Raw genomic sequence first — 12,814 nt, 5'->3', positions numbered from 1 at the left:
GCCTATGTCAAGGGCTCGAACAAAACAATTTTAACTAAATTGTATCTGTGCTATCTCGTAATAGCTAATTCGTTCGTGATTGAACCATTCAATATATTTGATAATTAATAATCTTTAAGAGTAAGATAGATCAACGATATTAATTAAAGATTACATGGATTTAGTCCAAGTTATTGACATATTTAATGGCCCTTATGCTTTTCGTACTTCTTTTGTTGTTTTATTTGAAAAATTTTTTCTTTCTTTTCTTTAATATATTGTTTTTTTCTTTTCTTCATTTCTTTTTTATCTAGTGAATTTTGATGTTTTAGGGCTTGCTGAGCCTTGGTACCGATTCCTTTTTTCACTTCTTTTTTGCTTATTCGTTGTAAACGCTTTGGGTTGATTTTTTTGTGAGATATGTCAACTGCAGTTATAGACTCTCTATAAAATTGAAACAGAGACCAATGTTTGTTTATAAGATTATTTATAAAGCGTGTGGTGGGTTCAGAGGTTCCTAATGTCAATTTAGCAACTTCATAAATATTATTAAAATAAGATTCAATAATTATTTTATAGAAAGGAGGATCAAATATTATAGTAGCTTTACTTTTAATCAAATTATTAATATATAGCATCTTCTTTCATAAATATGATTATATACTTTATTCATTTTCCGAATGTTCCATAATATATTCGTAAATTTAAAATGATGCAGCAACTGCAATCTTTCTCCATCGACTATATTGTCGTAAACATTACTTCTTTCAGATATCTAGATATTCCATATATTGTGAATTGATACTATGAAAATACATATTTATTTGAAAGTTATTCATCTATATTCAATGATGTTAAAAATAATTATAACTAGTTATATGTTTTTATAAATACACATTTAATATAGTGTAAATACAACATTGTGTATTTACATATCATTATGTTTATGTTATGTTTAGAAAAATTTTGACATTATAAGGTGATGATTATTGTGAGATTTGGAAAACGATTAAGGGACTTGAGAAAACAAAATAATCTAACACAATTTCAGTTAGCAGAAATAACATTTTATTCATGTCAAACGATATCGAAATGGGAAAGAGACCTAACTTGTCCACCAATAGAAGCGTTAGAAATTATTTCAAAAAAACTTAACGTCGATATTGGTTATTTTTTTGAAATTGATCATAATGATGACCTAGATGATAAAATAATGATGGATTCCATAAGGGCTTTAGATATAGAACATAATTTAAGTATTAATAATTTAGCCAATTACTCAAGTGTGGAAAAAACCACTATTCAAGCATTATTTAAGAATGACAAAGATCTTATAAACTTTTTTATGGAAAATATAGATCGCAGAATAAGAAATGACATTTTGGATAAAATCTATATGTATTCAGATTTAAGAACCTTCTTAAATGAAGTAGTTATAAATACTTTATATAATAATCGAGAGGTATTGCATATAATATATAAATCTAATCTAAGGCTAACTTGGTTTTCTTTTGTTTCTGATAACTATGTTAGTACTTGTAAAAAGCATTTTTATAAAGATAAAAACGATCCTGCTGATATAAAAATTCTAATTATATTAAATTGCTTTTCAACCTGGCTATCTAATAACGTAGTAATTAGTCGTGAAAAAGCTAAAAAAGATGTCAACGAAATGTTAAGCAAAACACTGATAGAGTTTATATAATTAAATATAAAAAATCTCTGCTACTGCTCTTGAAGCACCTTATAATTGTTAGATAAAGTCCAACGATTATAGGGTACTTTTTTATGACTAAATATAGTTAAGTCATGTTTAAAATAATGATGAATTTTTTATAACTATTTCTAAAGGGATAAATATTGATCGCCATTTGCTTGAAATTTTGTCATTAAAATTAAGCTATACAGTAAACACACTAATAAATATAGTTCATACAAGGTAATGATTGGTAAAATCGCGCCAAATGTTTTGAAGCAAACATTTACCGAGCTACTCCCTTATCATGTTTCCCACACTGATATTACTCAAGTAAAACTTAGTAATGGCAAATTTGGTTATATTTCAGCAATTACTGATGAAACATCGAAAGAAATATTAATCATGCAGGTTAGTTCAACGCCTAATATAGTCCTTATTTCTAATCCCATTAAAAAATTGAAAGCATGTTCAAATTATTAAAACGTGAATTCTTAAATCATTTAACGATCAACAGTATCAATGGGCTTAGAAGATATATTAATAAATATGTTCATTGGTCCAATCACGACAGAACCTCTTTAAATAGAAAAGGACTGCCCCCGATTGAATATCGGAGCCAGTCCTTATAAGTAAGTGCGTTTTAATAGCTATTATAGTTTACTAAAGGCATTTGAGAATTCAGCAAAGAATGCCTTGATATTATTCCATTGACTAGGAATCCTTGACACATCTGAATTATCATTGATTTTGTTATTATTGACATTATTATAGAGGGTCTTTAATTTATTGTTCTCAGTGCTAGAAAATTTGGTCCCATAGTATTGGTAATAAGAAGATGCCGTGTTTTGTATACAAATTATTCCATATACTTGATCAATATCACCTAATCTCCCATAATCACTATTTACATAATTTCTATCTGCATCGGTTATTTGATCAACAGGACTCGTTCCGTCACCCCATAAATAATCATCTAATAATGAATAGGTATATTTAATTCCCTCTTTATCATAGTTATCAACATTAGTGTTCATATCACTAACAATTGTGTTAAATATATTAGCAAAATCGTTATACTTTCCAGTTTCGAAGAATGTGCTTGGCCCGTCAGAATATGGATCGGGGGCCTCTGGTTCTCCTAAATCATATCTGTGTCTAAACCAACTATTATTAGTAGAATAATCAATATTACTACTAAATTCTGTGAACATGGCTAATCCTAAACCTCCAGAAGCATTAGCATAATTATCGTAATCATCTTCTGTTATATTGCTACTATTACTATTTTTGAATACAATAACGGGATCTGTAAACTTACCGTTAACGATGTTTGGCTCAAAGTTACTGCTATTCATTGAACTAGATTGATTGCTATTTGTGCTTGATGGGTTATTACTATCGCTAGAAGCACTACTACTTGATTGAGATGCATTTGAACTAGCACTATTAGTTAAAGATGCTGAACTAACATTTGATTGAGATGTACTTGAGCTATTGACATTAGTGATTGCTGTTGAATTATTGCCTGATTGCGATGAATTTGAACTAGCGCTGCTATTATTGGATGTTGCGTTATTACTTGAGGATGCAGCACTGCTAGTTACACTTTGGCTACTACCAGATAAAGCATTGCTACTACTTGATGAACTGCTATGATCTTTCTTGTTAAAGGTTTTTTTGTTAACCTTCTTCTTCGTATGCTTCTTTGCTTTTTTGACATTCTTTGAATGCTTTTTAGAATGCTTTTTAGAATGTTTTTTAACTTTTTTGACGTGCTTTTTATGATTATTAGATTTATGTTTAGATGCCTGAACCGTATAATCATAATTTATGATTTTTCCTAAATTTGTTTGTGATAACGGCACAATTAGTGCTGCTGATAGAGCACTAGTTAAAATGATTTTTTTAATATTCAATTATGTACAACTCCTTATATTTTATAACGATAATCTATAATAAATAAAATGATATGTCAAATATATTGTGTAAATGAAAATGTCCTTCTTAAATTATAAAAAATTGGTTCAAATAGATTCTTTTATTTAGCAGGCTTAGTTATCCAATTTATCAATAAGGGGATCTAATGAATGATGGAAGCCAGTTTTCAGATTTTTTATTTCCACAAGATTATTTAAACACTCTTATTTTTTATCGTATAAGTTTAAAAATATGGTTATTATACTTATAAAAATAATACTAGAAACTATATTAAAATTAATTCCGTTATTGTAAGTATCATTAATTTTAGAAATGATTAATATTATTGCACCTATATCCAATAATATTAATCCCACATTTTTTAATAATTTGATTTTTTTCATAATATTAATTATCTACAATTTGCATAATAACATCTATACTAACTAGTATAGATGCAAAATGTACTAATGCAGTTCTGCCAACTCTAAGTCTCTCCTGTTATGCTTGCTTTTAGCATTAGTTCTGTAGCTTCTCTTATTTCTCCTAGTTCTTTCATGTCCTTTTTAAGCTTAATACTCTTAGCTGCAATTAAAAATGCTGATCCAACTGCCCATGAAATCGAACCGATACATTTTGCGATTTGCCAAAGATTTGGATCAGTAATTATTAGGAAAATGCTATTTTTATCAAAAACTTCTATGATTAACTTATACCGGATTTAAAAATTTTATCCGGCATTTAACGTTAAAATCGAATCACAATCGAAAAGATATTTAAATTACTAAGTTTGAGTTAGATTACCAGTTGTTATCGCTGTAAGTATCATTATCGTACTCATCACGGTTATAATCGTATTGATCATCATTGTAATTATCAATGTTATGGTTGTGTTAATTATCATCATAATCATCAAGTGCATGTTGATTAAATTTTTGATCATTATTGTTATGGTTATTATCATGATCAAATAATTTGTTGATAGCAATACCCCCCAATTACACCAATTAATACCCCTTTGAATAAATTGGATCGATGTGATTCTGGGTTAGAATGCATGGCATTTGATTGATAATGATATATTTTACGGGGTTGTGATTTTTGATAAGTTGAAATTGAATTAATTTGAGGATGATCATTTGTTTTGTTTTCAATAAGTTCTTGATTTGATGATTCAATGACTTTAGGGTGTTGATTTTGTCGTTTTTGCAAGTATTTAAAACCGATAAAACTAATGATTAAAATGATGATTACTGTTATTAATGACATGGTTATTTTTCCTACTTTCTATTAATTAAATAGTAATAAGTGAGCCTATGTCCAGGCCTCGGACAAAACAATTTTAACTAAATTGTATCTGTGCTATCTCGTAATAGCTAATTCGTTCGTGATTGAACCATTAAATATATTTGATAATTAATAATCTTTAAGAGTGAGATATAAAATAAATAATGTATTTAAAACTACATCAAATTAATCCAGACCATTATATGAATTAGTTAATTTGGCAAATTGAAGAAATTCACCTTAATTGATTAAAATATAATCACGATCATCCTTATTAATTGATTTAACCTTCCAACCAACTTTATTTTGGATAAATTGATAAACCAAACTCAAAGCTTCAACACTCTCAAATTGATAGCTTCCGTGAGTGGCTCCCTTGATTAAGTTCAGTGAAAAACTTTCCTCCCCTACTTTACAATTTAACTCAGCTGCAAAATTGATTGACTGAAGATATGGAACATTTACATCGGAGTCCCCAGCAATAATGAAGTACTTAGTAGAATCATTCGCTTTTAAATAGCTAACTGGGTTTGACTGCCTGACTAACGAAGAATCACCATTTATTGGAGCTCCTAGGTAAAGACTTTCAAATGAATTTTCATCTTCAATATTCATCATTGGCGTTATCCCTAGTGATTTAAACTCACTAGATATATTACCGAAGTCAATTGGTCCGTAATAATCAATTACTGCACTAACCTTATCCGAGATGTCTAGATAACCTAGTTCTGAATCATACAGTTGATCACTACCACCTGTAGCACCAGCTAAAGCTGCTAAATTAGCACCGGAAGAATCTCCCCATAAAATAAATCGGTTAGGGTCCAGTCCATACTTAGCAGCATCTTTTCTAACTAAACGAATGGCCGCTTTAACATCATTAATAGCTGCTGGAAAAGTCGCTTCACCAGAAAGTCGATAGTTAACTGTAACAACTGCAAAGCCATGATTTAAGGCACTCATTTGTGCTTTTAAGTCACTTGCAGTATTATTACCGAATTTAAAACCACCACCGTGAATTGCGAATATTACTGGATATTGATTAGAAGTAGTATTTGGAAGGTAAATATTTAAAGTTTCTGATTGTGATTTATTACCATAGGAAATATTTAAAAACTTACGGTGAATGTTTTGTAAATCAAAATCACCCATTCCAAGGCCACCACCAACTCCTGCTGATTGCTTAGGCAAAAGGTCGGTAATGTAATTAGCTAAAACTGAGGTATCTCCAACATTAAATTCTTTTTTCAAAATAATTTAAACCTCCACTGAAATTAAGCATCTAAATAATGAACGACTACTAGATAACATTATTCACTAATGATAATTTACAAAGAGCGAAAGGTGGGAATTAAAGTTAAAATTTATAAATAATGTAATGATTATTAATCTGATTTCGAAAATAAATCGTGTTCGAATTTTTATTTTTAATAACATTATTAACTAGTGAAACAATGACCATATTTATTAGAAGGTTGACAGATGGGTGTCCCCTAACATAATTTTATAACTTTATGGTATTAATGAATTTAAGAGTATAACATTTACTTAATCAACATCTTACTCTTAACATACAGTTGGTAATAGATTTTATGATTTTTTTATACTATAATTATATTAGTATAAATTTTGACATAACAAATTCGGCTATCAAAATGAAAATGGATATGCCTAAGTTCAAATAATATCACTAGTAAAACAAATACTATTTGTTTAAATTAAGGGGTCATAATATCATGAATAAAAAATTAATTGCCAAATTAGCACTACCACTTACCTTATTCTCAGCATTATATTTAGGAGAAGGCCATCACATCAATGTGTCTGCATCAAAAAAAGCTAACCTTGAATATATTTCTACTTATCCTAAATCAATCCGCGGCACTTGGTATACATATTATCATTCCCAACCATCTTATGAAAAGATAGTTATAACTAAGGATAAAATATATGATTATTTAAATACAAAGGGCTTTTCAGAAAACAAAAAACCATCTGTTACCCAGCTTCATAAATTTTATAAACACACTGATAAATCCTCATACCATCCAAACTGGGTATATTCTCATGGCTGGTACAATATGCCATCTGATAAACTAAGAAAAAGATGGCTTTATACTTACGGTTGGAATCAAAGCGCTGGAACTGGAACATTCTACAATATTTCAAAAATTCAGGGAAATTGGATTTTATCAAGGGCTAGCGGTGCTGGTTTCTCTTCGTCGCATGCATATAGATCTGAGAATCTAGCTAAAAAGTTAGCTAATAAAAAGTACTCAGGATTTATTTATGATTAACTATAAATAAATTATTTTCCTCGTAATATTTTAATTGAAAACACAAAAAAACGCCTCCAAATTCGCAACTAAAAGTTGCTATTACAGAGACGTTTTTATTTAAATCCTATAAGAACTGAATTCCACCATCGACAATAATTGCTTGTCCGGTAATGTAATCTGCCTTATCGCTGGCCAAGAATGATACCAAGTTAGATACATCAACTGGTTCTTCACCGCGACCAAGTGCAATTCCATTGATTGCATCCTTAAGGGCAGCTCCCTTTGGACGTCCATCTAAGTCAGTCATCTTAGCATCGATTTCATCCCACATTGGCGTTAATACGATTCCTGGACAATAAGCATTAACGGTGATTTTGTCCTTAGCAAGTTCCTTAGCAGCTGCTTGGGTCAAGCCCCGCACTGCAAACTTAGTCGCTGAGTAGCCACCGAGCATTGGGAATCCTTCATGGCCTGCAATTGAGGAGGCGTTAATAATCTTACCTGGCGTCCCCTGCTTCTTGAATTGATCAGCAGCAGCTTGAATCCCAAATAATGCCCCCATTACGTTAATGTCTAACAACCGACGCATTTCTGATTCGGTAGTTTCTTCTACTGAATCAACAGAAGCAATCCCTGCATTATTTACGTATACATTTAATTGGCCTAGTTGATCGACCGTTTCTTGCACCGCTTTTTCAACTTCTTCTTTTGATTGTACATCTGATTTAATGGCGATTGCTTGGCCACCATCAGCGTTAATTTCATCAGCAACTGCTTGCACCTTATCCAAATGCCGACCAGTCAGCGAAACGGCAAATCCGTCCTTACTTAGTTGAACGGCAATTGCCTTTCCAATTCCTTGACCCGCACCTGTTACTAAAGCAACTTGTTTATCCATGAATGTCAGTCCTCCGTTAGTTAAATTGTTAATTATTTCACAATAATTTTATAACTAGGTCAACTGATTTTCAAACATTATGGACTGATGTTAAGTAATCCTTAAAGTCCTTATTATATGATGATTTAGATTTAAATATTATCTTACAAAATTATTTAAATATATCCAAAAGATATAAAATTTGCTTTTATTTTAGTATATAATGTAAAATCATATTTGAGGTGATAATATGAAAAAATCTAATATCAAAATTTTGTTAACTTCAGCTATTTTAGCTAGCGGTACTTTATTCGGATTTACATATACAAACAATACAAGTGTTTCTGCAGCAAAGCATGTTGAACATGTGGAAAAAGACTACTCAGAACTTTTGAAACAGATGGTTGTGAATGATGCCAACCAAATTAAGTACCTGAAATTCCCTAAGCAACACCAAATGACATATGATAAAACATTGAGCAAAGAAGCCCAAACACAGGCCAATAAGATGCAAAAATATATTTTTGCCGGTAAAAACAGACATCTTGATGATAAAGCCTTAACCAAAATTTTGGGAAAAGATTTTGCTAAGAAATTCGGTAAAAGCATTTTCATTGCTAGAACTTGGAGTACTAAGCGTTTAAATGCTAATAAGACTGTTGGATATTTGCAAGACTATTTATTCTATAAAAAGAACAGCAAAAAATATAACAATTTTATTACTAAGAACTTTAAAAAAGCTGGGGTTGGATTTGCTTATGGATATAACTCTAACAACAGTAAGTATCCACATGAAAGTATTGTCTATGTAATAGCTAAATAAAACAAAACAAGTGGAGTTAGGGACCTTCCCTAACTCCACTTGTTTTGTCTCCTAATATCAAAATAAAAGTTATAATCTGATCTTAGTGTGAATAAATTGGACTGCCCTCCGATACTCAATCGGAGGGCAGTCCTTTTCTTTTAAACAAAAAAGTTGAATTTGATTTTTATTAGCGATACAATTAAATTGTATTTGCTTAAAAATAAAAATTCACGTTGTTAAAACCATCCAGTAACCAGGTACTCTAAATTGATTATCTGGTTTTTTACATCTCATTAGCTAATTCTGGTGGAATAAAAAGCGTTCGATTCGCTTATTAGCAATTGCAACACAAATTAATAATTGAAGGGAAGTAAAGGAATGGAAAAATTATACGCAGCTAAGTTGCAGAGAAACATCTTTAAGATGAACGCTACTCTAGAGGATAAGTTAAGTTTTCTAAAGGCCCTTGCTTTAATTGATAAGAATGCTAAGAAAAATCCTGATGCAAAGGTTTTTTATTCTGACATTTCCGATGACTATACTATAAATGATAATCATTTAGATAATAATAAAATCTGGAACTATGTTTTAGAGCAGATCAGCGTTATTCCAGGACTAAGAGCTGGTAAGAGTGATGCAGTTTCGGCAACCTCAGTCTTTGCATACCACCAAAAGGTTACTACGCATAAAGACTTAAGTATCACTATCAAGTCAATGGAAGAATCCCCCAACTATGGTTATGATCAAAGAATTAATGATTATAAACGATACGACAATAATCCTGAAATCTTAAAGATAAACAATGCAATAAAGTCCATTAAAGCAATATTATATGTTAAAAAATCCAACCTCCTTTACGATAAGAAACAAATCATCAGTATGGACTTCAATAAGAACCCAGATCCAATCACCTATCAGGAAATAATCAAACGTTTAAACCAATCCTTCAGTTAATTTTAATTTGTAGTCTCGATTACACTAATCAGCTAATCGTTAAATCAACTATAAAAAAGCGGCCCCTGTTTAGCAATTTTACCATTGCCAAATATGGAGCCGTTTTTATTTTAATCCTGCCAAATTTTTTTCGCGGTATCAACAACTAACTTGATCTTATTCCATTGATCCTGTTCAGTTAACCGATTCCCCTCTTCAGTTGAAGCGAATCCACATTGAGCCGATAAGCAGAGGTCATCGAATGGATAATATTGACTAGCATCATGTACCCGTTCATCAAGGGTGTCAAACGATTCTAGTTCTGGCCGTTTACTAGTAACCAGTCCTAAGACCACCCGTTGATCACGACCATTTTCAGCAATCGGTTTGAGCGGATTGAACCCACCAGAGCGTTCATCATCATATTCCAAGAAATAACCATCAATGTGTAATTGTGCTAGATAATCAGCAACTGGATCATAGGCTCCAGCACCAGCCCAGTGTGAATCATAGTTTCCCCGACAGACATGCATCGTTAATACTAAGTCATCAGGCTTACTATCAGCAATCGCATTGATTGCCTTGACCGCTGCTTCACAAAGCGGCTTTAATTCTGGTAAAATCGTATCCTTTGAAAAGCTAGCCCACATCCCCCAAGAAGTATCATCAATTTGAAGGTAGCGACAGCCAAGGTCATAAAACTTTTGAACGGTTTGCTTGTATGCTTCAATCTCATCAGCTAGGAATGCATCTAGGTTACCATCATAATATTCATCATCGATTCCAGCTTCCTTGTTAGGGAAGAAAACCGATGGACTGGGAATCGTTTGTTTAGCGGTGATGCCATCTGGAACGATTGAGTTCAAAAATTCAAAGCCCGCAAAGAAGGGATGGTTAGGGTTGTATGTGATCTTATCGCTGATCTTAATTCCGCCCTTACGCGTTTCTTCACCATTGAACCGATAGCCATGTTCTGGAGTATAAAAATGACTTCCGTTTAAGCCATCAAAGAAATCCAAATGCCACCAACTTCTTCTAAACTCCCCATCGGTAACATCCTTTAGACCCGCATTAATTTCTTTTTGAACCAAATCCTTGATTTCACGGTTTTCGACCGCTGTTAATTCATCATGACTGATTTCTCGATTACTAAATTGTGCACGAGCCTTCTTTAAAGCTTCAGGTCTTAGAAAACTACCAACGATATCGTAACGATTTGGAAACTTAACTGCCTTTGTCATTATTATCCACTCCTTATTTTTAAACAAAAAAATCCTTGAAATATTAAATTAATATCCCAAGGACGATTGATCGCGGTGCCACCTTTGTTCATGCATGGCTCACACCATACACCTCTGAAGTACGCAGGCCTACAGACCAGCTATACTTGGACTAGGTTAATGGAGTCCATCCCAATTTGATTTAACATTACGCTCAACCAAATTCCGCTCTAAGACCATTTTCAAACTAAATTAGCCACTAGCTCACACCATAACGCTAGCTCTCTTAAGACCACTTTCGTTTTACTTATCTTTTCATTGCTTCGTTCATATTTAAGTTTGGCATCATCTTAACACCTTCAATAAATAGTGTCAATTAATTAGCAAAAACGATTAAGTATAAATCGCGGACAAAATAGCTATTACGATCAGCACCGATAATAGTTGAGATGATACACCAAAGAAAAATCCATCTGCAGCATTTAATTTTTAATTGATTGAACTAAAAATAAAATCTTAAATCTTTAAATTTAATGTGAAACAATAGTCTTTTTTATTTATCGGTGTTAAAATAAAGATTGTGAAAAAATTATCAATGCTTTTAAAATCAACGTTAGTCATGGAGGTCTATTATGAATAATGAGTCATCAGTTTCAAAAGATAAAAATAGTATCAAAGAATTTATTTTTAAAGTCTTAAATGGTTCCGCACAGGGGATTTTGATCGGGGTATTGCCATCAGCAATCGTTAAGTACATCTTATCTCCGTTAGTCCAAAATCACATCACCTGGGCGATCCAGTTAAATTCGCTCTTGGTCCTTTTTGGTTCATTTATTCCATTGTTGATTGGAATGTCAATTGCCAGTCAGTTTAAAATGAAACCCCTCGATATCGGAACAACCATGATTGCTACGGGGGTTGCTTCTGGTTCGATCAAATGGGCGGTTGCCAATCCAGGGTTTGTTAATCCAATCACTAATGTTAAAAATCCAATCGCAAGTACCGTATACATCGCTAGTGGGGCTGGAGATGTGATCAATGCCATCATCGTAGCTTCATTAGCTGTAATCGTAATTCAGTTGGTAGCTAAATACCTGAATGGATTTGGAGCAGTAGCGATTATCTTTAATCCCCTGCTTATCGGTGGCCTGGTTGGTTTAATTGGATTAAATATCGCCCCGTTTGTTGCAACGATCACAAATGCCCTCGGTGAGATGGTCGAAACATTCACCACCCTGCAACCATTATTGATGAGCATTTTAATCGCAATGGCTTATTCATTCATTATCATTACTCCAGTTTCAACGGTTGGGATTTCACTGGCTATCACGTTGTCTGGCCTTGGCGCTGGATCCGCCGGTGTCGGTGTAGTTGCAACGACCGTCATCCTATTGGTCAACTCAGTGGTCGTGAACAAGAAGGGAACGTCCTTAGCGATCTTGCTTGGTGCCATGAAGGGAATGATGCCATCGATTTTCAAAAAACCCGTCATGATTTTAGCATTTATGGTCTCTGCGGCCATTTCAGCTATCCCAGTCGCCATGTTCAACGTACAAGGGACCCCCACTTCCGCTGGATTTGGTTGGATTGGATTAGTCTCACCGATCCAGTCAATGCTCGTTAGCGCAAGCGAAAGTAAATTCGTTCATCATACCGTTGGCATCGTTCCATCGTTGATTACGTGGTTGATTGTGCCAATCATTGCTGGAATCATCGTTAACTTCCTTTTTACCAAGGTCTTGAAACTATACTCAGCTACAGATCTACAACAAGAAATTAAATAATAAAGTAATAATCCCCAGTGGGCCTTATACCTAC

The 12,814-nt window shown here is 32.7% G+C and carries 12 protein-coding genes and 1 other annotated feature; of the genes, 6 read left to right on the top strand and 6 right to left on the bottom strand.

Annotation, left to right across the window (positions count from 1 at the left end):
- Positions 1-182: 182 nt before the first annotated feature.
- Positions 183-599, bottom strand: a complete 417-nt coding sequence (locus ACSYTE_RS08345; RefSeq protein ID WP_491717596.1) for a YjdF family protein — start codon at positions 597-599, stop codon at positions 183-185.
- A 371-nt stretch (positions 600-970) separates the two neighbouring features.
- Between ACSYTE_RS08345 and ACSYTE_RS08340 the strand changes: the two genes are divergently transcribed.
- Both ACSYTE_RS08340 and ACSYTE_RS08335 read left to right on the top strand, forming a co-directional pair.
- The gene (locus ACSYTE_RS08340) at positions 971-1,684 is read left to right on the top strand and encodes a helix-turn-helix domain-containing protein (protein WP_491717595.1); all 714 of its coding nucleotides are present in this window, start codon (positions 971-973) and stop codon (positions 1,682-1,684) included.
- A gap of 458 nt (positions 1,685-2,142) precedes the next feature.
- Entirely contained in the window at positions 2,143-2,307 is a 165-nt protein-coding gene (locus ACSYTE_RS08335; protein ID WP_491717594.1) for an IS3 family transposase, read from the top strand.
- A gap of 21 nt (positions 2,308-2,328) precedes the next feature.
- Here the strand turns inward: ACSYTE_RS08335 and ACSYTE_RS08330 are convergent, their stop codons facing one another.
- From ACSYTE_RS08330 to ACSYTE_RS08320, 3 genes are all read right to left on the bottom strand, one after another.
- Positions 2,329-3,594, bottom strand: a complete 1,266-nt coding sequence (locus ACSYTE_RS08330) for a hypothetical protein (RefSeq protein ID WP_491717593.1) — start codon at positions 3,592-3,594, stop codon at positions 2,329-2,331.
- 967 nt (positions 3,595-4,561) lie between these two features.
- Positions 4,562-4,864, bottom strand: coding sequence for a hypothetical protein (locus ACSYTE_RS08325; protein ID WP_491717592.1), 303 nt, complete (start codon positions 4,862-4,864; stop codon positions 4,562-4,564).
- Between the two features lie 258 nt (positions 4,865-5,122).
- The gene (locus ACSYTE_RS08320; RefSeq protein WP_491717591.1) at positions 5,123-6,133 is read right to left on the bottom strand and encodes an alpha/beta hydrolase fold domain-containing protein; all 1,011 of its coding nucleotides are present in this window, start codon (positions 6,131-6,133) and stop codon (positions 5,123-5,125) included.
- A gap of 485 nt (positions 6,134-6,618) precedes the next feature.
- On the opposite strand from ACSYTE_RS08320, the gene ACSYTE_RS08315 reads away from it, so the two are divergent.
- On the top strand, positions 6,619-7,179 hold the full coding sequence (locus ACSYTE_RS08315; RefSeq protein ID WP_491717590.1) for a hypothetical protein: 561 nt from the start codon (positions 6,619-6,621) through the stop codon (positions 7,177-7,179).
- Between the two features lie 106 nt (positions 7,180-7,285).
- Here ACSYTE_RS08315 and ACSYTE_RS08310 read toward each other — a convergent pair whose 3' ends face one another.
- A complete protein-coding gene (locus tag ACSYTE_RS08310; protein ID WP_491717589.1) occupies positions 7,286-8,059 on the bottom strand; it encodes an acetoin reductase in 774 nt (257 codons plus the stop codon).
- A gap of 229 nt (positions 8,060-8,288) precedes the next feature.
- Between ACSYTE_RS08310 and ACSYTE_RS08305 the strand changes: the two genes are divergently transcribed.
- Positions 8,289-8,861: a CAP domain-containing protein gene (locus tag ACSYTE_RS08305; RefSeq protein ID WP_491717588.1), complete on the top strand. Its 573-nt coding sequence runs from the start codon at positions 8,289-8,291 to the stop codon at positions 8,859-8,861.
- Positions 8,862-9,203: 342 nt separating this feature from the next.
- Entirely contained in the window at positions 9,204-9,797 is a 594-nt protein-coding gene (locus ACSYTE_RS08300) for a hypothetical protein (RefSeq protein ID WP_491717587.1), read from the top strand.
- A 110-nt stretch (positions 9,798-9,907) separates the two neighbouring features.
- On the opposite strand, the gene ACSYTE_RS08295 is transcribed toward ACSYTE_RS08300, so the two are convergent.
- A complete protein-coding gene (locus tag ACSYTE_RS08295) occupies positions 9,908-11,017 on the bottom strand; it encodes a 5-methyltetrahydropteroyltriglutamate--homocysteine S-methyltransferase (protein WP_491717586.1) in 1,110 nt (369 codons plus the stop codon).
- Positions 11,018-11,072: 55 nt separating this feature from the next.
- Positions 11,073-11,324: a binding site (T-box leader), on the bottom strand.
- 304 nt (positions 11,325-11,628) lie between these two features.
- On the opposite strand from ACSYTE_RS08295, the gene ACSYTE_RS08290 reads away from it, so the two are divergent.
- A complete protein-coding gene (locus tag ACSYTE_RS08290; protein ID WP_491717585.1) occupies positions 11,629-12,780 on the top strand; it encodes a PTS sugar transporter subunit IIC in 1,152 nt (383 codons plus the stop codon).
- The last annotated feature ends 34 nt before the right edge of the window (positions 12,781-12,814 follow it).

The sequence above is a fragment of the Nicoliella sp. ESL1120 genome (assembly GCF_058508515.1).
This window is presented reverse-complemented; position numbering and strand designations above follow the sequence as displayed.